Below are 25,470 nucleotides of genomic sequence, written 5' to 3' on the forward strand. Positions count from 1 at the left end.
GCACGCCCACCTTCCCGCTTCGCGCGCGTGATGTATCAGTCACCGACGCCGATTCGCACGACGAGGGAGGACGGAGCCATTCTGGAGCCGTTTCATGAAACGAATGCTGTTTAACGCGACGCAGCAAGAGGAATTGCGCGTCGCCATCGTCGATGGGCAGAAGCTCATCGATATCGACATCGAAACCGCCGGGCGCGAACAGCGCAAAGGCAACATCTACAAGGGAGTCGTCACCCGCATCGAGCCGTCGCTCGAAGCCTGCTTCGTCAACTACGGTGAAGACCGCCACGGCTTCCTGCCGTTCAAGGAAGTCGCCCGCCAGTATTTCCGCGATGGCGTCGAGATGCGCTCCGCGCGCATTCAGGACGCGCTGCGCGAAGGCCAGGAACTCATCGTCCAGGTCGAGAAGGAAGAGCGCGGCAACAAGGGCGCGGCGCTGACCACGTTCATCTCGCTGGCCGGACGTTACCTCGTCCTGATGCCGAACAACCCGCGCGGCGGCGGCGTGTCGCGCCGCATCGAAGGCGACGAACGGCAGGAACTGCGCGAAACCATGGCGCAGCTCGAACTGCCGGAAGGCATGAGCATCATCGCGCGCACGGCGGGTATCGGCCGTTCGGCGGAAGAGCTCCAGTGGGACCTGAACTACCTGATGCAACTGTGGCGCGCGATCGAAGCCGCGTCGCAGAGCGGCGTCGCCGGCCAGCCGATGCTCATTTATCTCGAATCGAGCCTCGTCATCCGCGCGATTCGCGACTACTTCCAGCCGGATATCGGCGAAATTCTCATCGACACGACCGAAATCCATGACCAGGCGCGCGCCTTCATGGATATCGTGATGCCCGACAACCTCTCGAAGGTGAAGCGCTATCACGACGACGTGCCGCTCTTCTCGCGCTTTCAGATCGAGCATCAGATCGAAACCGCGTACTCGCGCACGGTGCCGCTGCCGTCGGGCGGCGCGATCGTGATCGATCACACCGAGGCGCTCGTCGCCATCGACGTGAACTCGGCGCGCGCGACCAAGGGCGCGGACATCGAGGAAACCGCGACGCGCACCAATCTCGAAGCCGCCGACGAAGTCGCGCGTCAGCTTCGTCTGCGCGATCTGGGCGGGCTGATCGTGATCGATTTCATCGACATGGAATCGGCCAAGAGCCAGCGCGAAGTCGAGCAGCGCCTGAAGGATGCGTTGAAGCACGACCGCGCCCGCGTACAAATGGGCAAGATTTCGCGCTTCGGCCTGATGGAACTGTCGCGTCAGCGCCTGCGTCCGGCGCTGTCGGAAGGCAGCCACGTGACGTGCCCGCGCTGCAACGGCACGGGTCACATCCGCGATACCGAATCGTCCGCGTTGCAAGTGCTGCGGATCATTCAGGAAGAAGCGATGAAGGAAAACACCGCGGCGATCCATTGCCAGGTGCCGGTCGAGGTGACCGCCTTCCTGCTCAACGAAAAGCGCTCGGAAATCAACAAGATCGAGTCGCGCTTCAAGGTCAATGTCGTCCTGATTCCGAACAAGCATCTCGAAACGCCGCACTACAAGCTGGAGCGTCTGCGTCACGACGATGCGCGTCTCGACGATCCGCGCGCGTCGTGGAAGATGGCCGTCGAAGCGGCGAGCGAGCTCGAATCGGAGACCGGCTACAGCAAGCGCACCGAAGAGGTGAAGCCGAAGCAGGAAGCCGCCGTGAAGGGCATCACGCCCGAGAAGCCCGCGCCGAGCGCGCCGGTGAAGCCCGCGCCCGTCGAGGCCGCGCCCGCGCCGACGCCCGTTCCGGCGAGCGGCGGATTCATCGCGTGGATCAAGAATCTGTTCGGCATTCAGCCTGCGCCGCAACCCGCGCCGGCTCCGGTCGAAGCGCAACCGGCCACGCGCGCGCCGCGCGAACGCGGTGAACGCACCGGCGGCGGCGATCGCAACCGCAATCGACGTAGCGGTGGCGCCGCGCGCGAAGGCGCTGCGGCAGGCACGGCGGCGGGCGCCAACGGCGCGGCGCGCCAGGGCGGCCGTCGTGAGGATCGCGAGGCGCGTGGCGGACGCGAAGGTCGTGAACTGCGCGAAGTCCGCGAGCCGCGTGAGGCTCGTGAGGCGCGCGAACCCCGCGAAGCACGCGAGCCGCGTGAGGCACGCGAGGCACGCGAACCGCGTGAAGCGCGCGACCGCAACGCGGAACGCGCCGCGCGTCCGGAAGCAACCGAACGTCCGGAACGCCGCGAGCGTCCGGATCGTGGCGACCGCGCCGAGCGTGGCGACCGCGCTGAACGAACCGAGCGCGCGGAACGCGGCGAGCGTCGCAAGCCGCAACCGGAAGCCGCCGTCGAGGCGCTGACGCAAGGCGAAACGGTGCCGTCGGAAATCGTCGAAGCGGCGCAAGCCAATGCGGACGCGCAAGTGGCCGGCATCGATGCGGCATCCGATGCGGCGGCCGCGCGTGACGGCGAAGAGCGTCGTCGTCGTCGCCGTGGGCGTCGTGGCGGTCGTCGCGAGCGCGAAGAAGACGGCATGACGGTGAATCACGCGGCGGACGTCGCCGAAGCAGAAGGCGCAGCAGAGAGCACTTCGGCGCAAGCCGGCGTGTTTGATGCGGAAGCCGCGCAGGAAGCGGCTGCACGTCGCGAACCCCGCCCGGCCGCGCCGCAACCGGTGGAAGCGTCGGTGCAGCAACCGGCCGCTCAGCCGCTCGAAGCGAAGCCGCAAGAGCAAGCGCCCGCCGCTGCGGAGGAAGCGCCGGTCGCCAAGACTGTTGAGGCCGAGCCTTTCGAACTGAAGGCGCAAACGCCCGAACCGACGAACTTCGATCTCTTCGCCAAGCCCGCTCCGGCACCGGAGGTCGAGAATCCGTTCGGTCCGGAGCCGAAGGTCGCCGAGACGAAATTGGCCGATCCGTTCGCACCCGCGTCCGCGCCGGTCGCATCCGAAGAGCCGAAGCCCGTGGAAACGGCGCCGACGCCCGTCGAGCCGGTCGCGGCCGAGCCTGCCGAAGTCGCCGAGCCGGTGAAGACCGCCGCTGTCGCATCGACGCCCGAAGCGACAGCCGTCGAGCCAGTGAAGCCGGTCGAGATCGCGCAAGCGCAGACGCAAGCGCCGGTCTTCGCGCCGGAGCCTGTCGCAGTCGTCGACGAGCCGGTGAAAGTCGCTGCGCCCGCCGCGCCTGCAACGTCGACGCCGATCGCCGTCGACACCCTTCAGCCGATGCTGGAGCGTGCGGGCCTCGTCTGGGTGAACACCGACGAAGGCAAGCTGCGCGAAGCCAATGCCGCCGCCGCACGCGAGCCGGCTGCGGTGCGCGTGCCGCGCGAACGCAAGGCACTTCCGCCGGCCGACACCGCGCCCATGCAGCAAGTGGAAACCAGCAAGCAGGCCCACTAAGCGCGCGCGTCCCGTTCACTCCGGTGAACGGGCAAAAGCCAGAAACGCCATCGATCCCCGATCGATGGCGTTTTTTTGCGTCGTAAAACGGCTGAACCGAGGGAAAACCGCGACTCCGTGGCAGTGCGTCCCGATGTCCCGCTTCCGTTAGAATGGAACGATCCAACCATTATTCGAACAAGGCCGAAGCGGCCGAGCCGAGCCCCGAGTCATCATGCCCCGACGCATCATTCCTCTCGCCGATGTCAGCGCGATCCCGGATTTCTCCGGCGCCGCGACATCGCCGTCCGGGCTGCTCACGGACACGCTCGCGCGCCCATTGCGGGATTTGCGCATTTCCGTGACAGATCGCTGCAACTTTCGCTGCGTGTACTGCATGCCACGCGAAGTGTTCGACAAGGATTATCAGTTTCTCCCGCACGCCGCCCTGCTCTCGTTCGAGGAAATCGAGCGCCTCGCGCGCGTATTCGTCGCCCACGGCGTGGAAAAGATTCGCCTTACGGGCGGCGAGCCGCTTCTGCGCAAGAACATCGAATTCCTGATCGAGCGGCTCGCGCTGTTGCGCACGCCGGAAGGCCGCCCGCTCGATCTGACGCTCACGACGAACGGCTCGCTCCTCGCGCGCAAGGCGAAGTCGCTGAAGGACGCGGGTTTGTCGCGCGTCACAGTGAGCCTCGATGCGCTCGACGACGCCCTCTTTCGCCGCATGAACGATGCCGATTTCGCGGTCGCCGACGTGCTGAACGGCATCGAGACGGCGCAAGCCGCCGGGCTCGCTCCGATCAAGGTGAACATGGTCGTGAAGCGCGGCACGAACGATCAGGAAATCGTCCCGATGGCGCGCCATTTCAAAGGCAGCGGCGCGGTTCTGCGTTTCATCGAATATATGGATGTCGGCGCGTCGAACGGCTGGAACATGAGCGAAGTGCTGCCTTCGGCGCAAGTGGTCGAACGCATCGACGCGCACTTTCCGCTGGAACCGCTCGAAGCCCACACGGCCGCGGAAACGGCGCAGCGCTGGGGCTATCGCGACGGCAGCGGTGAAATCGGCGTGATTTCGAGCGTCACACGCGCGTTTTGCGACTCGTGCACGCGTGCCCGGCTCTCGACGGAAGGCAAGCTGTATCTGTGTCTCTTCGCGGTTTCCGGCCACGACCTGCGCGGACTGATCCGCAGCGGCGCGGGCGACGACGAAGTCGCCACAGCCATCGCGCGAATCTGGGAGGCGCGCGGCGACCGGTATTCGCAATTGCGCGGCAGCGCGTCGGCGCCATCTCGCGACGATGCACGTCGCGTCGAGATGTCGTACATCGGCGGCTGAGCGCGGCGGATCGTTCGTGCTGAGCGCTCATTCATCGTCCAGCGTCACGGCGCTCGTGCTCGCGGGCGGACGCGGCTCGCGCATGGGCGGCATCGACAAGGGCATGCAGCCGTTTCGCGGTGAGCCGCTCGCGTTGCACGTGATGCGGCGCATCGCGCCTCAGGCGGGCGCGCTTCTGATCAGCGCAAATCGTTCCATCGAAGACTACGCGCGCCTCGGCACGGCATTCGGCGCGCGCGTTGTCGCGGACGCGCGCGCGGATTTCCCCGGGCCGCTCGCCGGCATCGCCGCTGCGTTGCGCGTTGCGAGCACCGAATTCGTTCTGACCGCGCCTTGCGACGCCCCTTTCGTCGACGAACACATCGGCGCCGCGTTGATGCAAGCACTCGACGCGCACGGCGGCGACGTTGCATACGCAGCAACAATCGACGCGTCGGGCGAAGTCATGGCCCACCCCGTTTTCGCGTTGCTGCGTACATCGCTCGCCGACGACCTGGACGCCTGGCTGGACGCGGGCGAGCGCAAGGTGCGCGCGTGGTACGCGCGCCACAAGGCGGTGGAAGTCCAATTTCACGACGAACGCGCGTTTTACAATATCAACGATTTACAGCAGCTCGCCGATCTGGAACGCCGCTGACTCGTTCAACCGGCTGCCCGCTCACATCGCCATTGCGGGCGCTCAACCACCGCGCGGCCACGTGCTGCTTCGCCGGATTCCGGCCGCGATCCACGCCGATTCATGACCACGTCCAAGGATTTTTCCGCCTGCGTCGCCCACTACGATCCGAATGCGCTGCCCGTTGAAGCCGCGCAGGAAATCGTGCGCCAGTGGGCCATGCCGCGCATGCGGGACGCGCAGATCGAGCGCGTGAGCCTGTTCGACGCGCTCGGCCGCGTGCTCGCCGAGGATGTGATCTCGCCCATCGACGTCCCCGCTTACGACAATTCCGCGATGGACGGCTACGCGTTCGCCGGCGATGTGCTCTCGCGCGGTGGCGATACGGTCGGCTTGTCCGTCGCGGGCACGGCGCTCGCCGGGCGGCCGTTCGAAGGCGCGCCGGGCGCGGATCAATGCGTGCGGATCATGACGGGCGCGCTCATCCCGCCCGGCTGCGACACGGTCGTGCCGCAGGAGTTCGTCACGCGCGAAGGCGACGCGATCCGCTTTTCGCCGGCGACGATCCATGCCGGCCAGAATCGCCGCCTCTCCGGCGAGGATCTCGCGAAAGGCAAGCCGGCGCTGCTCGCGGGTCGCGTCGTGCGGGCGTCGGATCTCGGTTTGCTCGCGTCGCTCGGTATCGGCGAAGTGTCGGTTCGCAGGCGGCTCACCGTCGCCTTCTTTTCGACGGGCGACGAATTGCGTTCGGTCGGCGAAACGCTGAGCGCTGGCAGCCTTTACGACAGTAATCGCTACACGCTCTTCGCAATGCTCAAGCGGCTCGGCGTCGAAACCGTCGATCTGGGTATCGTGCGCGACGATCGCGCCTCGCTCGAAAAGGCGCTGCGTCATGCGACCGAAAGCGCCGATGTCGTCATCAGTTCGGGCGGCGTGTCGGTCGGCGATGCGGACTTCACGCGCGCGCTGATGAATTCGCTCGGCGACGTCGCCTTCTGGAAGATCGCGATGCGCCCCGGCCGCCCGCTGGCATTCGGCCGGCTGTGGTCGGGCGAGCGCCCGGGCGCGGGCGAGTCGGCGCTCTTCTTCGGGTTGCCGGGGAACCCGGTCGCCGTAATGGCGACGTTCTACTTCATCGTGCGCGAGGCGCTTCTGGCGATGTCGGGCGCGATGCGCCAGCCGCTCACCGTCATCCGCGCGCGCGCCGCCGAGCCGATGAAAAAGCGCGCGGGCCGCACCGAGTTCCAGCGCGGAATCGCGACGCGCGACGACGACGGGCGCTTTCGCGTCGTCACTACCGGTCCGCAGGGTTCCGGCGTGCTGAGTTCGATGAGCGAAGCGAACTGCTTCATCGTGCTCGAGCACGCGCGCGGCGACGTCGAAGCGGGCGACGAAGTCGAAATCGTGCCGTTCGACGGCCTGATCTGATCCGGCGCCGCCGCCAGCCGGTACAAACATTCCTACATCGATAGACGGGGCTTTCCTTCCATGAAAAAGCAGATTTCATTCATCGCACCGGGACAGACCGCCAAGGCGCTGATTCTCGTGTACCTGACTTTCAGCGTGCCCATTGTGCTGCTCGGCGTCGTGGTCGCGTTCGTGCGATACGGCTCGGTGGAAGTGAGCACCGTCACGAGCGCGCTGCTCCTGAACGCGATTCTCGGTTTCATCCTGCTGTGGATCGCGTGCCACGCGTACAACTGGGTGGCCTCGCGTTTCGGCGGCATCGAGATCGTGCTCTCCGACGCGCCGGAGGAAGCGTGAGCGCCCCGATCATCCGCGCGGCCTCGCCCGCCGACGTCGCCGCGATCTTCGGCCTGATGTACGAGCTGGCCGAGTTCGAGAAGCTCACGCATCTGTTCACCGCGACGGAGCAAGGCGTGCATGACGCGCTCTTCGGCGCACGACCGGCCGCTGAAGCGCTCGTCGCGGAAGTCGAAGGCGAAATCGTCAGCTATGCGCTCTTCTTCCAGAACTTCTCGACCTTCCTCGGCAAGCGCGGCCTGTATCTCGAAGACCTCTACGTGCGTCCTTCGATGCGCGGCAGCGGCCTCGGGACGCTGATGCTGAAAAAGCTCGCCGCGCTCGCGGTCGAGCGCCAGTGCGGCCGCTTCGAATGGTCGGTGCTGGACTGGAATCAGAACGCCATCGATTTCTACGAAAAGATGGGCGCGACCGTGCTGCCCGACTGGCGCATCGTGCGCGTGACGGGCGAGCCGCTCGAACGCCTCGCGTCCTGAATCGCGTCCTGCATCACGGCTCGTCGTCGCCTTCGGGCGATGACGGATCGCCGAACGCCTCGCCCAACAATCCCGCCGCCTGTTCGCCGGGCAACGCCTCGACATCCCGAAGGCGCTTGCCCATCTGCCGCGTGCGCGTCTGCGCCGCTTCGATCGAGCGCGTCACCGTTTCGAGCTGCGACTTTGTTCGCGCCAGCACTTCGCCGAACTTGCCGAACTCGGTCTTCACCGCGCCGAGCACCTGCCACACTTCGCTGGAACGCTTCTCGATGGCCAGCGTGCGGAAGCCCATCTGCAGGCTGTTCAGGAGCGCGGTGAGCGTCGTGGGTCCCGCGACGGTCACGCGAAACTCGCGCTGCAACGAATCGCTCAGGCCAGGACGGCGCAAGACTTCCGCGTAGAGACCTTCGGTCGGCAGGAAGAGCAATGCGAAGTCCGTCGTGTGCGGCGGCGCGACGTACTTCTGCGCGATCGATTTCGCCTCCGCGCGCAAGCGCCCTTCCAGCGCGCGCGACGCGTCCTCGACACCGGCCGGGTCCGCGCGTTCCTGCGCATCGATCAGACGCTCGTAGTCCTCCCGCGGAAATTTCGCGTCGATGGGCAGCCACACGGGCGTAGCCACGTCGCCCGGCGCACCCGGCGCGTCGTGCCGGCCAGGCAGCCTGATCGCGAACTCGACGCGTTCGTTGCTCTTCGGAACCGTCGCGACGTTCTTCGCGTACTGATCGGGCGTGAGCAACTGTTCCAGCAGCGCTTCGAGCTGCACTTCGCCCCAGATGCCGCGCGTCTTGACGTTGGTCAGTACCTTCTTCAGATCGCCGACACCCGCCGCGAGCGTCTGCATCTCGCCGAGTCCCCGATGCACCTGCTCCAGCCTGTCGGAGACGAGCTTGAACGACTCGCCGAGCCGTTGCTCCAGCGTCGCGTGCAACTTTTCGTCGACGGTGCGGCGCATCTCGTCGAGCTTCGTCGCGTTGTTCGCCTCGATGTCCTTCAGGCGCGCTTCGAGCGTCGCGCGCACTTCGCCGAGCCGCCGCTCGTTCGCTTCGGAAAGCTGCGCGAGATGCAGCGACATGGAATCGGCGAAGCGCTTCAACGCGTTGCCCTGATCCTCGCGCGCCTGCTGGCTTTGCTGTGCGAGCTGCTGCGCAAGCGCGTCGAATTGCGCGTTCTGCACGTTCGACGTGCTCGCCAGTTGCGTCGAAAGCGTCTGATGGAATTGCGCGAAGCCGCTTTGCGATTCCATGCGCGAGACGCGCGCGCTCTCCGCGATATCGCCACGCAAGCCGCGTTCGAGCCGTTCCTGCGCGCGCGCGTGTGCCTCGCCCATGTCGTTGACGCGATCGTTGAGCGCTTCGAACTCGTCGAAGATGACCGCGTTCGAATTGCGCCGCATCGACATGACGAGCGCGACGAGCGAGACCACCAGCGCGATCGCCAGCACGGCGATCGCGCCAACCAGCAGTTCCATCATTTCTTCAGTACGTCCGGATTGATCGGGTTCGGCGGATTGCCTGCGCGCGGCCCTTCGCCTAGCGCGGCGATGAGATTGTCGGCCGCGAGATTGGCCATCGCGCGGCGCGTGCCTTCGGTCGCGCTCGCGATATGCGGCGTCAGCACGACGTTGTCGAGCAGCAGGAAATCCGGGTTGAAATTCGGCTCGCCCTCGAACACGTCGATGCCCGCCGCCGCGATGCGCTTGTCGCGCAACGCCGCGATCAACGCCGCATCGTCGACGATGCCGCCGCGCGCGATATTCGTCAGCGTCGCCGTCGGCTTCATCAGCGCGAGTTCGGCCGCGCCGATCGTATGATGGCTTTCCTTCGAGTAAGGCACGACGAGCACGACATGATCCGCGCGCTTGAGCAGATCTTCCTTCGACGCGTACTCGGCATTCAGCTCGCGCTCGATTTCCGGCGCGACGCGCGAACGGTTGTGATACATCACGCGCATGTTGAAGCCGGCCGCGCGCCGCGCCAGCGCCTGCCCGATGCGCCCCATGCCGATCACGCCGAGCGTCGAGCCGTAGACATCGGTGCCGAGGAACGAGTCGAACGACCACTTCTGCCACTTGCCCGCGCGCAGAAAGTGCTCGGATTCGGTGACGCGACGCGCCGCCGCCATCATCAGCGCCCAGCCGAAATCGGCCGTGGTTTCGTTCAGCACGTTGGGCGTGTTGGTGCCGAGCACCTTGTGCGCGTCGAACGCCTGCATGTCGAAGTTGTTGTAGCCGACCGCCATGTTCGCAACGACCTTCAGATTCGGCGCGCCCGAAAGCTCTTTCTCGCCGACCATCTCGCCCGCCGTGAACGCGCCGTCCTTGTCGGCGAGACGCCGCGCGAACTCTTCCTGCGGGAGCACGTCGCCGAGATTCACATCGACATCGAAATGCTGCTTCAGTCGCTCGATCACGTCGGGAAATGTGGGACGCGCTACCAGCACTTTCTTCTTCATCGGTTGCTCCTAGAAAAATAGCCAGCCCAGAACGGCGAAAAGCGGCAAGAGAATCGCGCCCGACCACGCCATGAAACCGAAGAAACTCGGCATGCGTACGCCGCGCGATTCGGCGATCGCCTTCACCATGAAATTCGGCGCATTGCCGATATACGTGTTCGCGCCCATGAAGACCGCGCCCGCGGAGATGGCGGCGAGCGTCGTGGCGTCGCTGGTCATGAGCGTGCGTGCGTCGCCGCCCGCGAGATTGAAGAAGACGAGGTAGGTCGGTGCGTTGTCGAGAAACGACGACAGAAGACCGGTCGCCCAGAAATAGGCGATGTCGACGGGCTTGCCCTGCGCATCCGACACCGCGTGCACGATGCCCGCGAACGCGCCCGATTCACCCGCGCGCAGGATCGTGATGACCGGCGCGATGGTGATGAAGATCGCCGCGAAGAGCTTCGCGACTTCCTCGATGGGCGCCCAGTCGAACGCGTTCCCCGCGCGCGCGCTTTTCGGCGTGAGCGCGAGCGATGCGAGCAGCACGGCGACGAGCAGCACGTCGCGCACGAGATTCTGCAACTGGACATGCGTGCCGAAGATGTCGAACGTGATGCCGGGTTTCCAGATGCCGCTCATCAGCACGAGCACGACGATCGCCGCGAGCAGCGCGAAATTGATCTTGCCGTCGATGCCAAGCGGAGGCGTATCCGGCGTCGGGTCGAGAAACGCGGGCCGCGCGTCGTGCCTGCGCCAGTAGAAACTGTCCAGCACGAAGAACACCGCGAGGAGCACGGCGCAGACGAAGAGCATCGGCAGCGCGAGATGCACGGTAGTCCAGAAGAAGCCGACGCCGTTGAGAAAGCCGAGAAAAAGCGGCGGATCGCCGAGCGGCGTGAGCGAGCCGCCTGCGTTCGCGACGAGAAAGATGAAGAACACGACGACATGCACGACGTGCTTGCGATTGTCGTTCGCGCGCAAAAGCGGACGGATCAGCAGCATGGCCGCGCCCGTCGTGCCCATGACGCTCGCGAGCGCGGTGCCGAGCGCGAGCAGTCCGATATTGAGATGAGCCGAGCCGTGCAGGTTGCCGCGCACGCAAATGCCGCCCGCGACCGTATACAGCGCTGCGAGCAGAATGATGAACGGCACGTACTCTTCGAGCATCGCGTGGACGAGCACGCTGCCCGCCGTGCCGACACCGAACGCAAGCCCGAACGGCGCGAGGAACGCGATCGCCCACCCCGCCGCGATCTTGCCGAAATGGTGATGCCAAACCTTCGGCGCGACGAGCGGAAACACCGCGATGGAAAGCAGGATGCCGACGAACGGTATGCCCCATGTGGCCGGGAGCGTCGCGCCGTCGAGCGTCGCAGCAGCGGCCGGCGCCGCGATCAGCGCCAGCATCGCGCAAGGCACGTACAAAACCAGACGCCGCATTGACTCACGCTCCGCGCACGACGATCACATGCACGCGATACGGCCCATGCGCGCCGAGCACGATGGTCTGTTCGATATCGCCGGTGCGCGACGGACCCGACACGAAGTTCACCGCGCGCGGCAACTCGCCGCGCTCGGCGCGCATCAACGCGAATGCATCTTCATGCGCGGCGACGATGCGCGACGCCGGCACGATCGCGATATGCGTCTGCGGCAAGAGCGCGCCGGATGCGGGCGTCTGCGCGCCCGAGAGCAGCACGAGCGAACCGGTTTCAGCCGTCGCGCAGAAGCAGCCGGTGATGCCGACGAGATCTTCATCGGCAGGCTTGCGAAACGCCGCCCGAATGCCCGCTTCGGACCAGCGCAGATGAGCAAGCGCGGGCCACGCGACGACATCGACGGGAAGGTTCAGCGACTGGAGATAGCGCACGGCTTCGGCGGGCGCATCGTCGATCGATTCGACTTCGGCGACGGTCGTGGAGAGACGCTCCGCTTCGAGCGTGAAGCGCGCGATGAGCTCGTCACGCGTCTGAGGCAACGGAGGACGCGGACCCGCCGGATGTCGCTCGACATACTCGTCTGCGCCAGCGCGCTCGGCATCCGTAGCCGTGCCGCGACGGCCCTGCGCGCTGCGAATGCGCGCGAGAATATTGCGGCGCGCGTCCGATGTATCCATGGTGCCGTCCTCGTGTTGGCGTGCTTGAGATTCGTGCGCGCCGCGATGATTTACGACGCGTCCGAATTATAGCGAGCGGCATACACGCACGAACCTCGGCCGAACGGCATAGGCCGAATGGACGAATGCGCGTCGCTCAGTCGTCGCCGACCGGCTGCTCGATGCCGAAGACCTGACGCAGATAGGCGAGATACGCCTTGTCGTCGCACATGTTTTTGCCGGGCGAATCGGAGAGTTTCGCGACCGGCTGACCGTTGCATCGAACCATCTTGATGACGATTTGCAGCGGCTGATAGCCAAGATCGTTGGTGAGATTCGTGCCGACGCCGAACGCGAGCTGGCAACGTCCGCGAAAACGCTCGTACAGCTGCAGCACCTTCGGGATATCGAGCGCGTCGGAGAACACGAGCACTTTGGTGCGCGGGTCGCAGCGGTTTTCTTCGTAATGCCGGATGAGGCGCTCGCCCCAATCGAAGGGATCGCCCGAATCGTGGCGCGCACCGTCGAACAGCTTGCAGAAGTACATGTCGAAGTCGCGCAGGAACGCCTTCATGCCGTAGACGTCCGACAGCGCGATGCCGAGGTCGCCGCGATATTCCTTCGCCCACATCTCGAAGCCGAAGATCTGCGAGTCGCGCAGACGCGGGCCGAGCGCCTGACACGCCTGCAAGTACTCATGCGCCATCGTGCCGAGCGGCCGCAAGCCGTGCTTCATCGCATAGAAGCAGTTGCTCGTGCCGGCGAACTGCGCGCCGAGCTTGTCCTTCAGCGTCAGCACGACTTCCTCGTGCCACTGCCCCGAAAAACGGCGGCGCGTGCCGTAATCGGCGATCTTGCAGTCCGAATATTCGGGTGGCGTGGCGAGCAGCTTGATCTTGTCGCGCAGGCGCTCGCGGCCGGTTTCATACTCGGGCTTGCGCTGCGTGTTGCGGAAATAGACTTCGTTGACGATCGCGAGCACCGGAATCTCGAAGAGAATCGTGTGCAGCCACGGCCCTTCGATCTCGATGTCGATCTCGCCGTTCTTCTTGGGCGACGGCGAAATGCGGATCGACTTTTCATTCAGATGGAAGAGCGCGAGGAAATCGATGAAGTCGCTCTTGATGAAGCGCATGCGCCGCAGATAATCCAGTTCCTCTTCCTTGAAGCGCAGATTGCAAAGCTGGCGCACTTCGTCGCGAATTTCATCGATATACGGCACGAGATCGACATTCGGCGTGCGGCAGCGGAAGCGATATTCGACATGCGCCGCGGGGAAGTGATGCAGCACGACCTGCATCATCGTGAACTTGTAGAGGTCGGTATCGAGCAGCGAATTGATGATCATGGTTCTGACGGGAACATCCACGCGAATGGACCGCGCGCTTTGCCTGCTTGCCAGCGCGCAGCCCGAGGCCTTTAGGGTCATGTTACCCGAATGTCCGCGCGGACATGATCCGCGCCCTGCCCTTTTGCGACGCCGCGCATACATACATCACGAATCGATATAAAGAGCGCTTCGCGCGGCGCGCGCCCACTTTTACCGTTACGCTACAATATGCGTTTCGGCAAGCGCACCTTCCGGCCCATGCAGCCGCCAGGGCGCCGCCCCCACGAATTCCGCATGCAGGAGCCTGAATGACTCACGTTGTGACCGAAAGCTGCATCAAGTGCAAGTACACCGATTGCGTGGACGTGTGCCCGGTGGATTGCTTCCGCGAAGGTCCCAACTTTCTCGCGATCGATCCCGACGAGTGCATCGACTGCGCCGTGTGCGTCGCCGAGTGCCCGGTGAACGCTATCTACGCCGAAGAAGACGTGCCTGGCGACCAGCAGCACTTCACCGAACTGAACGCTGAACTCGCGCGTAACTGGCCGAGCATCACGAAGACGAAAGGCTCGCTTCCGGAAGCGGACGAGTTCAAGGACGTCAAGGAAAAGCTGAGTCTGCTCGAGCGTTGATTGTTGCGCTCGCCGACGCACGCGCTTCATTTGATTGCAAAAAATGCGTATCAAATGAAGATTGAGCGTTGACACGCCAAAAGCAGCCCCCTATAATTCCGCTTCTCTGCTGTAGATGTTCCCCGATAGCTCAGTCGGTAGAGCGCCGGACTGTTAATCCGTAGGTCCCTGGTTCGAGCCCAGGTCGGGGAGCCAAAAACTCCAGCAAGTCGGTTTCAAAAGAGCTCGGTCAATTGGCTGAGTTTTTATTTCAGTTGTAGATGTTTCAGTTGTTCCCCGATAGCTCAGTCGGTAGAGCGCCGGACTGTTAATCCGTAGGTCCCTGGTTCGAGCCCAGGTCGGGGAGCCAAAAGCTTCTGTCAAAAAGCCCAGTCGCATGACTGGGCTTTTTGCTTTGTGCGCTGACTTCATCGCTTCACGCAAGCCACACGACGGTCAGCGAGCGCACGCCCTGCGCGCCGCGAATCAGCACGCCTTCGATATCCGCCGTCGCCGACGGCCCCGTCACGAGTACCGCATATCGCGCCGCTTTGAAATCGTCGCGTCGATACACCTGCTGCAAGCCCTCGACGAGTTGCGCCGGGTCGAGCAGCACGACGAGATGCTGCGACAGATAGCCGATCGCGTTCACGACGTACTCTTCTTCGCTGAACCACACCGAGCCCGTTTCAGCGACGCCGAAGCGCCCTCGCACGATGCCCACATCGACATCCCGAAGCGATGCCGGCACGGTATCGGATGAAAGCGGCCGCGTGCCGTCGACGCCCGGAACCGCCGATGCAATCACCTTCGCATCGGCAAAGCGTGCCGCGATCAGCGCGTTCACGTCTTCGAGACTGGCCGCTTCGACGCATGTGCCGCCCATCGCGGTGAGCGCGGTCGTAAAGCGCGCCTTCAGTTCGCCTTCCGGCGACGGGAACACGGACACGTCCGGGCGCGGACGCGATGCGGGCTGCGCCGCGCGGATCTTCGAGAGAAAAGCTTCGCGAGTCGTCATTTATCGAGCTTCCGGTTTTTCCTGTACCACTCGTGAAAAGTCTCGGCGGGCGCTTCGGGCAGATCGCGGCCGCGTCCCCAGATATTGAGCGGGTTGTAGAGCACGAAGTTGGGCAGGCGCTTCAACGCGCCGCCGAGCGATGCGACCGTTGCACGATAAAGCGTCGGGCTCGCGAGCAGGCGCCCCGCCATCTTCAGCACTTCCTGCTTCACGAACGGCACTTCGTGCTTCTCGGCGATGACCTCGCGCCACTTGTAGATCTGCTCGTGAATGTTCACCTTCACGGGACAGACATTCGTGCAACTGCCGTTCATCGTCGACGCGAACGGCAGCGCGCTATAGCGCTTCAAATCGTGCGTCGGATTGATGATCGCGCCGATCGGACCGGAGTACGTCCCGCCATACGAAAGCCCGCCGCTTCTGCGATACACCGGACACGTATTCATGCACGCGCCGCAGCGGATGCACTTGAGCGAGTACCAGAAATCGTCCATCGCGAGGCGTTCTGAGCGGCCGTTATCGACGAGGATGAAGTGCATCTCCGTGCCCGGACGCGGCGCGCGAAAATGCGACGTGTACTGCGTGATCGGCGAGCCGAGCGCGCTTCTCGACAACATTCGAACGAACACGCCGAGATCGCTGATCGTCGGAATGATCTTTTCGATGCCGATCGACGCGATATGCAGCGGCGGCACGTTCGCCGAAAGATCCGCGTTGCCCTCGTTCGTGCACACGACGACCGTGCCCGTCTCCGCGACCGCGAAGTTGCAGCCTGTCATGCCCGCCGTCTTCTCGCGCACGAAATACGGCCGCGTGTTCATGCGCTGGCTTTCCGCGAGATAGTGGATGTCGCTGTTCCGCGGATCGGTGCCGATCGTCTTGCCGAACAGTTCGGCCACGTCCGCGCGCAGCTTGTGCACGGCCGGCACGACCATATGGCTCGGATCCTGATGATCGAGTTGCTGGATGCGCTCGCCGAGATCGGTTTCCATCACCGTGATGCCCCGCGGTTCGAGATAGTCGCGCATGTAGCACTCGTCGGTGAGCATCGACTTGCTCTTCACGAGCGACGTCATGCCGCGCTCGCTCATCAGCCTGAAGACGAGCGCGTTGTGCTCCTCGGCGTTCGCCGCGAAATGCACGATGACGCCGTTTTTCTCGGCCTGATCGACGAACTGCGCGATGTAATCGGCGAGATTGGACAGCGTGTGTTCCTTGATCGCCGATGCGAGATTGCGCATCGTCTCCCATTCGGGGATGCCGTGCGCCTGCGCGTCGCGCTTGCTGCGCAAGTCCCACAGACGCTTGTCGTGGAACGCGACGTGATCCGGCTTCTGCAGGAACGCGCCCGCCGCCTTCGCGTGATCGATACGAACGCTTTTGCTCATGCGCGCGCTCCGTTCAGAACCTGCGCGATGTGGATGAACTTCGCATCGGCTTTCATGCGCTCGGCGCAGCCTTGCTGATGCATGAGACACGACATGTCGCCCGACACGATGTACTCCGCGCCCGCGCCGACGTGATCGCGCACCTTGTCCTGACCCATCCGCACGGAGACGGCCTCTTCCGTCACCGAGAACGTGCCGCCGAATCCGCAGCATTCGTCGGCACGCGCGGGCGCGACGAACTCGATACCCCTCACGCGTTCGAGCAGCGTGCGCGGCTTCGAATACGGCGTTCCGGCCACTTCCGAATTCGACGTTTCGCGCAGATGCCGCACCGCGCTGCAACTGTTGTGCAGCCCGACCTTGTGCGGAAATTCGGCCCACGGAAACTCGCGCACCTTCAGCACGTCGTGCAGGAATTCGACGAGCTCGAACGTATTGCGCCGCACCTTCTGCACGGCGCTCGTCTGCTCGATCGCGGTGAAATGCTCGCGTACGTGATGCGTGCAACTCGCCGATGGCCCGACGACATAGTCGTAGTCGGCGAAATTGCGCGCGAACACGCGCTCGGCGCCGGCAGCCTCCTTGTGTGCGCCGCTATTGGCCATCGGCTGGCCGCAACAGGTCTGATCCTGCGGATAGTCGACGTCCACGCCCAGCCGTTCGAGCAGTTCGAGCGTGGCGATGCCGACTTGCGGATAAAAAGCGTCGATGAAACAGGGGACGAACAAGGCGACTTTCATGACGGGTTCGGCGATTTGGTAAGCTTGGTCTGACCAAGACTTTAATGAGATGCCTCTTTCGTGTCAAACTCGGGCATTCCCCGGCTTTCACCTCGCATTCACGTCGAACGATGACTTTCCAGCCCGTCCATGCGCATTCCTACGCCCGCGTGCGTCTCTCCGATGTCGTGTCGGGACAGATCCGGGAATTGATTTCGAACGGCACGCTGCTGCCGGGCCAGCGCCTGCCCGCCGAGCGCGATCTGGCGGAGCAGTTGAACGTGTCGCGTCCGTCGCTGCGGGAGGCGTTGATCCGTCTGGAGTCGGACGGATTCATCCGCGCGGCCGGGCGCGGCGGTTTTGTCGTATCGGATGTGACCGCGCCGCTCGTGTCGCGTCCGCTCGCCGCCCTGCTCGAGCAACAGCCGAACGCGAGCGCCGACGTTCTCGAACTTCGCCACGGCCTCGAAACGCTCTCGACCGCTTACGCCGCCGAGCGCGCCACCGACGACGATCTGGCGCGCATCGCCGCCGCCTTCGACGCGCTGCAAAACGCCGTCGCCGAAAAAAGCACGCGCATCGCGGAGAGAGACGCGGCGTTCCATCTCGCCATCGCGGACGCGACGCACAACGTCGCGCTCACGCACGTCATGCACGGACTCAATGAACTGGTGCGCGAATCGATGCTCACGTCGCACCGTCTCGTCGATTACGACGACGAAGTCGAAGCGAACCTGATGACGCAGCATCGCGCGATCTTCGATGCGATCGTAGCGCGCGATCCGGCGCGGGCGCGGGAGTGCGCGGGCGCGCATCTCGATTACGTGCGCACGCTGTATCGCGATGTTTCCGCGAAGAAAAACCGCGCGGCCTGATCCAATCACATTACGAATCTGTAAGCCGCAAGAAAGTGATGATAGGACGTCGCCTACACGCATTTCGGACACGCACGGCTAACGCGGGCGGCGCATCCTCGCGATACTGAAACCGTCGAAAACAACATGCGAAGGAGGACAACATGCCTTATCTACTCGGATGGCTGCTCGGCGTGCCGGTCATCGTGCTGGTGATTCTGTATCTGATCTTTCATTGACCGCATGCGGGCACGAGATGCATCGAAGAGCCAAGGGCGTCGATACAATACGACGCCCTTTCTCTTTTCCGAAGGATGACGATGAACCGCTCCGTCCTCGCGCTCGCCGCATCGCTCGCACTTTTCTCCGGCGCCGGACTCGCGCACGCGGAGGAAATCGCGAGCGTCAACACCAACTTCCGCTTCACCGGATCGGACCGCGTGACCGTCGATGCGTACGACGATCCGCTCGTCCAGGGCGTCACCTGCTATGTGTCCCGCGCGCGCACGGGCGGCGTGAAAGGCACGCTGGGCATCGCCGAAGATCCGACCGAAGCGTCGATCGCGTGCCGCCAGGTCGGGCCGATCAAGATCGCCGAACCGCTCAAGCAGAAAACCGACGTGTTCTCGGCCGGCATGTCCTTCATCTTCAAGACGCTGCATGTGGTGCGCGTCGTCGATACGAAACGCAATACGCTCGTCTATCTGACTTACAGCGACCGCATCGCGACCGGCAGCCCGAAAAACAGCGTGACGGCGGTTCCGATGCCCGAGGGCACGACCATACCGGTGAAGTGACACGCAACTGTCCGGCCGGGCGCGAAGCAAAGTTGTAAACTGGGCGATCCGCTTATCTCAGAATTGCTCGATCATGCACGCCGACCGTTTCCGCAATGCCGCACGCTACTGGCGCTCGCCGCTCGTGCCGGACGCGGACATGGTCACGGCCGAATACTACGATCACGAATTCTCGCCGCACTGGCATGACGCCTATACGGTGCCCGTGATCGAGGCCGGCGCGGAGTGCTTCGACTATCGCGGCGCGCATCACGTCGCCGAAGCCGGTTCGGTGCCGGTGATCAATCCCGGCGAAGTGCATACCGGCGCGCGGGCCGTCGATGCGGGCTGGCGCTATCGCGTGTTCTATCTGCCGGTGCCGTTCGTCGAAACTCTCGCGCGCGACCTGTCGGGGCGGCCGGAATCGTCGCCGTGGTTTCCGGATGAAATCATCCGCGATCCCGATCTCGCGCGGCGTTTGCAGATCGCGCATCGCCTGCTGGAAAACGGCGCCGACCCGCTCGCCGCGGAACTGGCGCTCGTCGATGCAGTGACGACGCTGCTCGGACGCCACGCGCTCGAACGTCCGCGCATCGCGCCGCTCGCCGCCGACGCGCACCGCGTCACGACGATGAAATCCCGCCTCGCCGACGATCTCCTCGAACCCGTCACGCTCGCCCAACTCGCGCAGACGGTCGGTCTCTCGACCTTCCACGCCGCGCGCCTCTTCACGCGCGAAACCGGTCTCGCGCCGCATGCGTGGCGCAATCAGCTGCGGATCGTGCGCGCGCTGCCGGCGTTGCGCGCGGGCGCATCCGTGACGGATGTCGCGGCGGCGAGCGGTTTCACGGATCAGAGTCACTTCACGCGCCATTTCAAGCGCACGTTCGGCGTGCCGCCCGGCCGCTGGCGTTAGGCGGTCCGGCCTCGGGAAAGCGCAAGAACGTACAAGCATTCTCATCGACGTTTTGCGTATCCTCGCTTCCATAGGAGGAAATCTTGAAAGCAACACCTTTGCGCGAATTCGCCGCCGGCGCACGCGACACCATCCCGATGATGATCGGCGCCGCGCCCTTCGGCGTGATCTTCGGCACGCTCGTCACCGCAAGTCCGCTCACGCTCTGGCACGGCCAGTTGATGTCGCTCGTCGTGTTCGCGGGCTCGGCGCAGTTCATCGCGGTCGACCTGATCGCGTCGCACGCGAGCTTCGCCGTCATTCTGGCGACGACGCTCGTCGTCAATCTGCGTCATGTGCTCTATTCCGCGACGCTCGCGCCGTATGTCGCGCATCTGCCGCGCCGCTGGCGCTGGGCGCTCGCGGGCATGCTCACCGACGAGGTCTTCGCCGTCGCCTACGCGCACTATCGGAAGCGCGCGCCGGGCGAGATCGGGCCGCACTACTTCTTCGGCTCCGGCGTCGCGATGTATCTGAACTGGCAGTTGTGGACGCTCCTCGGCCTCCTGTTCGGCGCCGCGTTTCCCGGACTGAAATCGCTCGGGCTCGACTTCGCGATGGTCGCGACGTTCATCGCGATCATCGTGCCGCAGCTCGTCGCCGTGCGCTTCGTCGCGGCGGCGCTCGCATCGGGCGTGCTGTCGTTCGCGTGGCAAGGCTGGCCGTACAAGCTCGGCCTGCTCGCGGCGGTGTTCGTCGGCGTGGCCGTCGGCATGGTGCTCACGCTGATGGAAAACCGTCCGCGGGCGAAGGGCCACGCGAAACATCGTCTGAAGAACGCGAAGGAGCGCACGCAATGAACTACGTCACGCTGATCTTCGGCATGGCGGCCGTTACGTTCGCGATCCGCGCCGCCGTGTTCGTGCTGGGCGAACGCCTGCCCTTTCCGCCGATCGTCCGCACCGCGCTTTCGTTCGTGCCGGTGACGGTGCTCACCGCGATCATCGTGCCGATGACCGTCTCGCCGCACGGCAACGGCGCCGAAATCACCTGGCGCAATCCGCAGCTCGTGGCTGCGATCGTCGCGATCATCGTTTGCGCGTTCACGAAACGGCCGCTTTTGACGATTGCCGTGTCGCTCGCGGTGTTTTTCGCGTGGCAGTTCGCCGTGCTGCGCTAAACGTTTTCTCTCCATCAGCCGTTAAACGGCTTTCAAAGAGCATCGAAGAATCCTCAAGTTCCCGAAGCGCGCGCCGATAACAGAAACGAATGGACTCCGCCTGAGACGCGGCGCCGACAGCTTTTCCCGCCTTCGGAGATCGAAGGCGGAACCGGGAACCAACATGCGTCAAATCACCTTATCGTTACGCGACGAGACCATCGCTTCTCTGCAGCGCGATTTCGAAGCGTTCACGCGTCTGTCGCTGAAGCTGGATCCGCAATTCGTCACGCCTTCGTTCGAGGACTTCCTGCGCGCGAAGCTCCTGGACAACAACACGCCGCTCACCGAGCAGGCGGTGCAGCGCATGCTCACGCACGGCCAGTACGCGTGGGCGAAGCGCGCGCTCGACAAGGAGTTTCCGGATGTCGTCGAGATCCTGATCCGGCAGGCAGCCGAGCACGGCTTCGCGTTCGCGATCCGCGCGGACTGGACCGCCGAGGATCTCGTCAAGGCATCGCGCGCGTGGGCGACGGCGATCGTCACCGAAGCGGACGGCGACGTATCGCAAGTCGACATGCTCGCCTCGCAGATCAAATCGGCGGCGGCGGATATTCGCGAAGTCGAGGAAAAGATGCAGACGCCCGCATGGCGTCTCGCCGATTCGCTACGTCAGCGCGTGTATGAAACCAAGATTTCGGTGGAGACGAGCATCGGTTCGACCGCGCGCGAGAAGCTCGGCGAACTGCGCTGCCTGCTGCGGCTAGGCATCTTCTATGGCTCGATCCAGAAGCAGGAAGCGCAGCAAGTGCTGGAATATCTGCGCTCGCTGCGGCCCGAGCTTTTCGTCGAAGAGCCTTACGACGGCTACACACGCTTCGCAGCATGGCTGCGCAGCATCTTCTCGCCGTCGCCGCGCGCGCCGCGTGCATCGCGCGCGCAGCGCTGAGATTCAGGTCAGTCCCACATTCCCTTTAGGCGCGCCGCGATATCGATCTTCGCTTTCGCGGCCGCAGCCAGCCCCGCCGCCGTCGGCGCAGCGGGCGCGATGACGGGCGGCCACGCGGCCGCTTCGAAGTTCTGCATCAGATGCGGCGGAATGAAACGCGTGCGCTGCGCCCATACGTGACGGTCGCCGAGATGCGTCTGGTTGTGCACGTAGAAGCGCTGCGGCGTGATGATGTGCAGGTCTTCCTTCGCGCGCGTCATCGCGACGTATAACAGCCGCCGTTCCTCGTCGAGTTCTTCGTCGCTGCCCGTGCCGAGATCGGACGGAATGCAGCCGTCGACGCCGTTCAGCACGAACACGTTGCGCCATTCCTGGCCCTTCGCCGAATGGATCGTCGAGAGAATCAGATAGTCTTCGTCGAGCAGCGGCACGCCGGATTCGTCGCTGGTCGCGTCGGGCGGATCGAGCGTCAGTTCGGTGAGAAAGCGCTCGCGCGTGGGATACGTCGCCGCGATGCTTTCCATCTGCAACACGTCGCCGATGCGGATCGCCGCGTCCTCGTGATTGCGTTCCAGATGCGGCTCGTACCAACGCCGGATCATTTCGAACTCGGCGGGCCAGCCGGAGTCGCGGCCGCAGAGCTTCGCCATCAGGCCGACGAAACGCGGCCAGTCCTCCGACGCGCGCGCGGGCGCCTGAAACGCGGCGATCGCATTCGACGCCACCGCGTCCGGCGCGCTCACGCTGTCGAGCAGGCGCCCGGCGATCGCCGGTCCGACGCCCGGCAACAACTGCGCGACGCGAAAGCCCGCGACGCGATCGCGCGGATTCTCGGCCCAGCGCAACACCGCGAGCACGTCCTTGACATGAACGGAATCGAGAAACTTCAGTCCGCCGAACTTCACGAACGGAATGTTCCGGCGCGTCAATTCGATTTCGAGCGCCGCGCTGTGATGCGCGGCACGAAACAGCACCGCCTGCGCCTTGAGCTTCATGCCGCCTTCGCGCGCTTCGAGCACTTTTTCGACGACATAGCGCGCCTGATCGGCTTCATCGGCGACGGCAACGACGCGCGGCTTTTGCGCCGATGCCTTGTCGGTCCACAGATTCTTCGTGTAGCGCTCGGTCGCGAGGCCGATCACCGCGTTCGACGCTTCGAGAATCGGCAAGGTCGAACGATAGTTGCGGTCGAGCGTGACGGTCGCGGCGGGCGGATCGAAGTGGCCGGGAAAATCGAGGATGTTGCGCACCGTCGCGCCGCGAAACGAGTAGATGGATTGCGCATCGTCGCCGACGACGGTAAGGCCGCGCCCGTCCGGTTTCATCGCGAGAAGAATGGATGCCTGCAGACGGTTCGTGTCCTGATATTCGTCGACGAGAACGTGATCGAAGCGGCTCGCGAGATCGGCGGCAATCGACGGCTCCGCCGCGAGATGCGACCAGTAGAGCAGCAGATCGTCGTAATCGAGCACGCTTTGCGCCTGTTTCGCGCTGACGTACGCGGCGAAGAGGCGCTTCAGGTCCGCTTCCCACTCGCGGCACCACGGATACGACTGATCGAGCACGGTCGCCAGGGACGCGCCGGTGTTGACGACGCGCGAGTAGATCGCGAAGCACGTCGATTTGGCGGGAAAGCGCTTTTCCTTCGACGACAAACCGAGCTCGTGCCGCACGAGGTTCATGAGATCGGCCGAATCCTCGCGATCGTTGATGGTGAACGACGGCGCGAGCCCGACGAGATCGGCGTAATCGCGCAACAGCCGCGCGCCGACGCTATGGAACGTACCCGACCACGACAAACCCTGCGCGATTGCGCTTCTCGTGCCGAGCGCGTTCATTGCGATGCGCGACACCCGCCGCGTCATTTCGAGCGCCGCGCGGCGCGAAAACGTGAGCAGCAGGATGCGATGCGGATCCGCGCCTTTCACCAGCAGATGCGCGACGCGATGCGCGAGCGTGTTGGTCTTGCCCGATCCCGCGCCCGCGATGACGAGCAGCGGCCCGCCCGCGCGCCCCGGTTCGTCGACGCCGAATTCGACGGCCTGACGCTGCGCCTCGTTGAGCTTCGCCAGATAGTCGGCGACCTGTTTCGTGGTGGATTCGTCGGCGGTGTCGGGGAGCGTGAGCACGGGAGAAAGGCGGCGGGAAATGAGTGACGCACACTGTATATCCATACAACCCGCACGCGCAAGCCTTTGGCTCGACAAGGGTTTTGGCCCCAAATGCAACGAGCCCGGCTCGCACGGAACCGGGCTCGCATCGCTGCAAAAGATTTGCGTCAGTCGGCCTTCTTCGCGTTCTTGAGCTTCGCTTCGGCGGCGGCTTCATTGGCGTCCGATTGCGCCTCGGTCTTTTTCTTGTCGGCCTTGGCTTGCGCGACGGCCGCCTTCTTGTCGGCCTTGCTCTGTTCCTTCGCGGCCTTTTGATCGGCGGCAGTCGGCGTATCCGACGCCGTTTGTGCGAACGATGCCACGCTCGCGCTCGCGAACGTCCCCGCGATCAGCGCGGCCAGCAGTGCATGAGTTTTTCGATTCATGGTCTTCTCCCTTGTTCGATGCCGCGAGCCGCGCCAAACGCGAGCTCGCGGCGATTCCCGGTTCCCCCGCTTAATGCTGCAAGCCGGTGTCCTTCGGTGCGTTCGGCTCGGTCGCGTTCAATTCGGCCTTGGCGGCGTCCTTGTCCGCCTTGCGATTGATCTTCGCGTTCTTCACCTCTTCCTTGTACTGCGCCTTGGCCTGCTCGGTTTGCGCCTTCAATTCGGCCTTCGACGCCTTCTTCGACGCGCTGTATTCGGCGTTCGCCTTCGCATTGGCATTGCGGCGCTCGACGAGCGGATCGGTCGGCGCGGGCGCGACGAGGTTCTGCGGCGGCGGCGTCATCGGCTGTTGGGCTTGCATCGGCTGCACTTGCGCTTGCGTTTGAGTCTGCACCGGTGCGGACTGGGTCGCGGTTTGCGCATAAGCGCCCGAAGCGGCGAAAGTGGCGATGGCGGAGCCGATAAAAAGGATTCGTGCGCGAGTCATGAGCTAGTCCTCTCTTTAGTTGGCGTCGGCGGCGCTCTTACGACGATGAAACGAGCGATCCGCGCGACTTTTGTCGATTGGAAAGATGACCGAAGCTGCATCGATCAAATGGTCGGACCGGCGGTCAATCGGGCAAGTTCGCGAAAATCAGTCACTGTTACCGACGGTTTCATCTGGCTACATTTGCCAACGAGCGCGCCTGCGTGGGGATTACCGGTCCTCACGATCCCTGAGCACGGCGCATGCCCGGCCACATCGTCGGTATCTCGCTCTTCCCAGCAGCCGCAGAGCGGGTTTCATCCGTTGAAGCTCGACGCGCAAGTTGCGACCACGGGCGAAAAACAGACGGTGGGCCGCATAACAGCAGGTAACGGCCCCGACGCTAACAAGACAATCAACAGGGCAACGATGTGACAATCGGTGACAGTTCATGGCACCGATATTGAACTATCGCACGGTACGATGATAATCATTAGTCCTGCCACTTAAATCGAGGCAGGCGCAACCTGACTGTCGGTCAGGCCGATAGAAAGGCTTCGCGTTCCTGTCCCGGTCTGAACGTCAGTGCGAACCCGATTTCCTTTGGATTTTCTGAATAAGAATCGAGATGGCAACATCAGCAACTGCTGCAAGACCCGCTTCGGCGCCGCAACCTGCGTCTGCACCC

The 25,470-nt window shown here is 64.2% G+C and carries 25 protein-coding genes and 2 tRNA genes; 16 read left to right on the forward strand and 11 right to left on the reverse strand.

Features of this window, described 5'->3' with window-relative positions; translation table 11 throughout:
* Positions 1 to 94: 94 nt before the first annotated feature.
* The 6 genes from QCE49_RS09355 to QCE49_RS09380 all read left to right on the forward strand — a co-directional run bounded on the left by QCE49_RS09355 (position 95) and on the right by QCE49_RS09380 (position 7,550).
* Entirely contained in the window at positions 95 to 3,373 is a 3,279-nt protein-coding gene (locus tag QCE49_RS09355) for an Rne/Rng family ribonuclease (protein ID WP_250458308.1), read from the forward strand.
* A gap of 214 nt (positions 3,374 to 3,587) precedes the next feature.
* On the forward strand, positions 3,588 to 4,694 hold the full coding sequence (gene moaA / locus QCE49_RS09360) for a GTP 3',8-cyclase MoaA (protein WP_250458307.1): 1,107 nt from the start codon (positions 3,588 to 3,590) through the stop codon (positions 4,692 to 4,694).
* A gap of 82 nt (positions 4,695 to 4,776) precedes the next feature.
* Complete coding sequence (mobA, locus tag QCE49_RS09365) at positions 4,777 to 5,331, forward strand: molybdenum cofactor guanylyltransferase MobA (protein WP_250458332.1); 555 nt, start codon at positions 4,777 to 4,779, stop codon at positions 5,329 to 5,331.
* Between the two features lie 102 nt (positions 5,332 to 5,433).
* Complete coding sequence (gene glp / locus QCE49_RS09370; RefSeq protein WP_250458306.1) at positions 5,434 to 6,738, forward strand: gephyrin-like molybdotransferase Glp; 1,305 nt, start codon at positions 5,434 to 5,436, stop codon at positions 6,736 to 6,738.
* A gap of 60 nt (positions 6,739 to 6,798) precedes the next feature.
* Positions 6,799 to 7,074 (forward strand): hypothetical protein, encoded by a 276-nt coding sequence (locus tag QCE49_RS09375; protein WP_008342276.1) that lies wholly within the window; start codon positions 6,799 to 6,801, stop codon positions 7,072 to 7,074.
* Entirely contained in the window at positions 7,071 to 7,550 is a 480-nt protein-coding gene (locus QCE49_RS09380) for a GNAT family N-acetyltransferase (protein ID WP_250458305.1), read from the forward strand. Before QCE49_RS09375 ends, QCE49_RS09380 begins: the two co-directional genes overlap by 4 nt.
* A 13-nt stretch (positions 7,551 to 7,563) precedes the next feature.
* Here the strand turns inward: QCE49_RS09380 and QCE49_RS09385 are convergent, their stop codons facing one another.
* The 5 genes from QCE49_RS09385 to pncB all read right to left on the reverse strand — a co-directional run bounded on the left by QCE49_RS09385 (position 7,564) and on the right by pncB (position 13,429).
* Positions 7,564 to 9,024, reverse strand: coding sequence for a DNA recombination protein RmuC (locus QCE49_RS09385; protein ID WP_250458304.1), 1,461 nt, complete (start codon positions 9,022 to 9,024; stop codon positions 7,564 to 7,566).
* A complete protein-coding gene (locus QCE49_RS09390; RefSeq protein WP_008342282.1) occupies positions 9,021 to 10,004 on the reverse strand; it encodes a D-glycerate dehydrogenase in 984 nt (327 codons plus the stop codon). Before QCE49_RS09390 ends, QCE49_RS09385 begins: the two co-directional genes overlap by 4 nt.
* Positions 10,005 to 10,013: 9 nt before the next feature.
* Entirely contained in the window at positions 10,014 to 11,426 is a 1,413-nt protein-coding gene (locus QCE49_RS09395; RefSeq protein ID WP_250458303.1) for a sodium:proton antiporter, read from the reverse strand.
* A 4-nt stretch (positions 11,427 to 11,430) separates the two neighbouring features.
* The gene (locus QCE49_RS09400; RefSeq protein WP_034472649.1) at positions 11,431 to 12,102 is read right to left on the reverse strand and encodes a lactate utilization protein C; all 672 of its coding nucleotides are present in this window, start codon (positions 12,100 to 12,102) and stop codon (positions 11,431 to 11,433) included.
* A gap of 136 nt (positions 12,103 to 12,238) precedes the next feature.
* A complete protein-coding gene (gene pncB, locus QCE49_RS09405) occupies positions 12,239 to 13,429 on the reverse strand; it encodes a nicotinate phosphoribosyltransferase (protein ID WP_008342288.1) in 1,191 nt (396 codons plus the stop codon).
* 290 nt (positions 13,430 to 13,719) lie between these two features.
* Here pncB and fdxA point away from each other — a divergent pair, with 290 nt between their 5' ends.
* The 3 genes from fdxA to QCE49_RS09420 all read left to right on the forward strand — a co-directional run bounded on the left by fdxA (position 13,720) and on the right by QCE49_RS09420 (position 14,392).
* The gene (gene fdxA / locus QCE49_RS09410) at positions 13,720 to 14,043 is read left to right on the forward strand and encodes a ferredoxin FdxA (RefSeq protein WP_008342289.1); all 324 of its coding nucleotides are present in this window, start codon (positions 13,720 to 13,722) and stop codon (positions 14,041 to 14,043) included.
* Positions 14,044 to 14,162: 119 nt separating this feature from the next.
* Positions 14,163 to 14,238 (forward strand) — tRNA-Asn (locus QCE49_RS09415).
* 78 nt (positions 14,239 to 14,316) lie between these two features.
* Positions 14,317 to 14,392, forward strand: a tRNA-Asn gene (locus tag QCE49_RS09420).
* A 66-nt stretch (positions 14,393 to 14,458) separates the two neighbouring features.
* Here the strand turns inward: QCE49_RS09420 and QCE49_RS09425 are convergent.
* The 3 genes from QCE49_RS09425 to QCE49_RS09435 are packed head-to-tail and all read right to left on the reverse strand — an operon-like array spanning position 14,459 to position 17,168.
* Positions 14,459 to 15,040 carry an LUD domain-containing protein gene (locus tag QCE49_RS09425; protein ID WP_250458302.1) on the reverse strand — a complete coding sequence of 194 codons (582 nt, stop codon included), beginning with the start codon at positions 15,038 to 15,040 and terminating at the stop codon, positions 14,459 to 14,461.
* On the reverse strand, positions 15,037 to 16,428 hold the full coding sequence (locus QCE49_RS09430) for a lactate utilization protein B (protein WP_250458301.1): 1,392 nt from the start codon (positions 16,426 to 16,428) through the stop codon (positions 15,037 to 15,039). The genes QCE49_RS09425 and QCE49_RS09430 overlap by 4 nt, the downstream gene beginning before the upstream one ends.
* Positions 16,425 to 17,168: a (Fe-S)-binding protein gene (locus QCE49_RS09435; protein WP_008342295.1), complete on the reverse strand. Its 744-nt coding sequence runs from the start codon at positions 17,166 to 17,168 to the stop codon at positions 16,425 to 16,427. The genes QCE49_RS09430 and QCE49_RS09435 overlap by 4 nt, the downstream gene beginning before the upstream one ends.
* A 110-nt stretch (positions 17,169 to 17,278) precedes the next feature.
* Here QCE49_RS09435 and QCE49_RS09440 point away from each other — a divergent pair, with 110 nt between their 5' ends.
* From QCE49_RS09440 to QCE49_RS09465, 6 genes are all read left to right on the forward strand, one after another.
* The gene (locus QCE49_RS09440; protein WP_250458300.1) at positions 17,279 to 18,022 is read left to right on the forward strand and encodes a FadR/GntR family transcriptional regulator; all 744 of its coding nucleotides are present in this window, start codon (positions 17,279 to 17,281) and stop codon (positions 18,020 to 18,022) included.
* A 299-nt stretch (positions 18,023 to 18,321) separates the two neighbouring features.
* Positions 18,322 to 18,798 carry a CreA family protein gene (locus QCE49_RS09445; RefSeq protein WP_008342297.1) on the forward strand — a complete coding sequence of 159 codons (477 nt, stop codon included), beginning with the start codon at positions 18,322 to 18,324 and terminating at the stop codon, positions 18,796 to 18,798.
* A gap of 73 nt (positions 18,799 to 18,871) precedes the next feature.
* A complete protein-coding gene (locus QCE49_RS09450) occupies positions 18,872 to 19,693 on the forward strand; it encodes an AraC family transcriptional regulator (protein WP_250458299.1) in 822 nt (273 codons plus the stop codon).
* A gap of 137 nt (positions 19,694 to 19,830) precedes the next feature.
* Positions 19,831 to 20,532 (forward strand): AzlC family ABC transporter permease, encoded by a 702-nt coding sequence (locus QCE49_RS09455; protein WP_250458331.1) that lies wholly within the window; start codon positions 19,831 to 19,833, stop codon positions 20,530 to 20,532.
* On the forward strand, positions 20,529 to 20,852 hold the full coding sequence (locus tag QCE49_RS09460) for an AzlD domain-containing protein (protein WP_008342300.1): 324 nt from the start codon (positions 20,529 to 20,531) through the stop codon (positions 20,850 to 20,852). Before QCE49_RS09455 ends, QCE49_RS09460 begins: the two co-directional genes overlap by 4 nt.
* A 163-nt stretch (positions 20,853 to 21,015) precedes the next feature.
* Positions 21,016 to 21,780 (forward strand): DUF4088 family protein, encoded by a 765-nt coding sequence (locus tag QCE49_RS09465; protein WP_008342301.1) that lies wholly within the window; start codon positions 21,016 to 21,018, stop codon positions 21,778 to 21,780.
* Between the two features lie 8 nt (positions 21,781 to 21,788).
* Here QCE49_RS09465 and QCE49_RS09470 read toward each other — a convergent pair whose 3' ends face one another.
* The 3 genes from QCE49_RS09470 to QCE49_RS09480 all read right to left on the reverse strand — a co-directional run bounded on the left by QCE49_RS09470 (position 21,789) and on the right by QCE49_RS09480 (position 24,803).
* Positions 21,789 to 23,909 carry an ATP-dependent helicase gene (locus QCE49_RS09470; RefSeq protein WP_250458298.1) on the reverse strand — a complete coding sequence of 707 codons (2,121 nt, stop codon included), beginning with the start codon at positions 23,907 to 23,909 and terminating at the stop codon, positions 21,789 to 21,791.
* A gap of 149 nt (positions 23,910 to 24,058) precedes the next feature.
* Entirely contained in the window at positions 24,059 to 24,316 is a 258-nt protein-coding gene (locus QCE49_RS09475) for a hypothetical protein (RefSeq protein WP_250440027.1), read from the reverse strand.
* 70 nt (positions 24,317 to 24,386) lie between these two features.
* Positions 24,387 to 24,803 carry a hypothetical protein gene (locus QCE49_RS09480; protein ID WP_250458297.1) on the reverse strand — a complete coding sequence of 139 codons (417 nt, stop codon included), beginning with the start codon at positions 24,801 to 24,803 and terminating at the stop codon, positions 24,387 to 24,389.
* 45 nt (positions 24,804 to 24,848) lie between these two features.
* Between QCE49_RS09480 and QCE49_RS09485 the strand changes: the two genes are divergently transcribed.
* Entirely contained in the window at positions 24,849 to 25,217 is a 369-nt protein-coding gene (locus QCE49_RS09485; RefSeq protein ID WP_250458296.1) for a hypothetical protein, read from the forward strand.
* Positions 25,218 to 25,470 lie beyond the last annotated feature (253 nt).

Source organism: Caballeronia sp. LZ008 (assembly GCF_031451435.1).
GTDB lineage: Bacteria > Pseudomonadota > Gammaproteobacteria > Burkholderiales > Burkholderiaceae > Caballeronia > Caballeronia zhejiangensis.

What these genes read in the sequence shown, in the direction of transcription:
- QCE49_RS09485 (WP_250458296.1), top strand. Translation starts at nt 24,849, where the DNA reads ATGAAACGAGCGATCCGCGCGACTTTTGTCGATTGGAAAGATGACCGA.
- QCE49_RS09465 (WP_008342301.1), top strand. Translation starts at nt 21,016, where the DNA reads ATGCGTCAAATCACCTTATCGTTACGCGACGAGACCATCGCTTCTCTG.
- QCE49_RS09440 (WP_250458300.1), top strand. Translation starts at nt 17,279, where the DNA reads ATGACTTTCCAGCCCGTCCATGCGCATTCCTACGCCCGCGTGCGTCTC.
- QCE49_RS09425 (WP_250458302.1), bottom strand. Translation starts at nt 15,040, where the DNA reads ATGACGACTCGCGAAGCTTTTCTCTCGAAGATCCGCGCGGCGCAGCCC.
- QCE49_RS09375 (WP_008342276.1), top strand. Translation starts at nt 6,799, where the DNA reads ATGAAAAAGCAGATTTCATTCATCGCACCGGGACAGACCGCCAAGGCG.
- QCE49_RS09475 (WP_250440027.1), bottom strand. Translation starts at nt 24,316, where the DNA reads ATGAATCGAAAAACTCATGCACTGCTGGCCGCGCTGATCGCGGGGACG.
- pncB (WP_008342288.1), bottom strand. Translation starts at nt 13,429, where the DNA reads ATGATCATCAATTCGCTGCTCGATACCGACCTCTACAAGTTCACGATG.
- QCE49_RS09430 (WP_250458301.1), bottom strand. Translation starts at nt 16,428, where the DNA reads ATGAGCAAAAGCGTTCGTATCGATCACGCGAAGGCGGCGGGCGCGTTC.
- QCE49_RS09355 (WP_250458308.1), top strand. Translation starts at nt 95, where the DNA reads ATGAAACGAATGCTGTTTAACGCGACGCAGCAAGAGGAATTGCGCGTC.
- QCE49_RS09450 (WP_250458299.1), top strand. Translation starts at nt 18,872, where the DNA reads ATGCACGCCGACCGTTTCCGCAATGCCGCACGCTACTGGCGCTCGCCG.
- mobA (WP_250458332.1), top strand. Translation starts at nt 4,777, where the DNA reads ATGGGCGGCATCGACAAGGGCATGCAGCCGTTTCGCGGTGAGCCGCTC.
- QCE49_RS09455 (WP_250458331.1), top strand. Translation starts at nt 19,831, where the DNA reads ATGATGATCGGCGCCGCGCCCTTCGGCGTGATCTTCGGCACGCTCGTC.
- QCE49_RS09445 (WP_008342297.1), top strand. Translation starts at nt 18,322, where the DNA reads ATGAACCGCTCCGTCCTCGCGCTCGCCGCATCGCTCGCACTTTTCTCC.
- QCE49_RS09400 (WP_034472649.1), bottom strand. Translation starts at nt 12,102, where the DNA reads ATGGATACATCGGACGCGCGCCGCAATATTCTCGCGCGCATTCGCAGC.
- glp (WP_250458306.1), top strand. Translation starts at nt 5,434, where the DNA reads ATGACCACGTCCAAGGATTTTTCCGCCTGCGTCGCCCACTACGATCCG.
- QCE49_RS09385 (WP_250458304.1), bottom strand. Translation starts at nt 9,024, where the DNA reads ATGATGGAACTGCTGGTTGGCGCGATCGCCGTGCTGGCGATCGCGCTG.
- QCE49_RS09460 (WP_008342300.1), top strand. Translation starts at nt 20,529, where the DNA reads ATGAACTACGTCACGCTGATCTTCGGCATGGCGGCCGTTACGTTCGCG.
- QCE49_RS09435 (WP_008342295.1), bottom strand. Translation starts at nt 17,168, where the DNA reads ATGAAAGTCGCCTTGTTCGTCCCCTGTTTCATCGACGCTTTTTATCCG.
- QCE49_RS09480 (WP_250458297.1), bottom strand. Translation starts at nt 24,803, where the DNA reads ATGACTCGCGCACGAATCCTTTTTATCGGCTCCGCCATCGCCACTTTC.
- moaA (WP_250458307.1), top strand. Translation starts at nt 3,588, where the DNA reads ATGCCCCGACGCATCATTCCTCTCGCCGATGTCAGCGCGATCCCGGAT.
- fdxA (WP_008342289.1), top strand. Translation starts at nt 13,720, where the DNA reads ATGACTCACGTTGTGACCGAAAGCTGCATCAAGTGCAAGTACACCGAT.
- QCE49_RS09395 (WP_250458303.1), bottom strand. Translation starts at nt 11,426, where the DNA reads ATGCGGCGTCTGGTTTTGTACGTGCCTTGCGCGATGCTGGCGCTGATC.
- QCE49_RS09390 (WP_008342282.1), bottom strand. Translation starts at nt 10,004, where the DNA reads ATGAAGAAGAAAGTGCTGGTAGCGCGTCCCACATTTCCCGACGTGATC.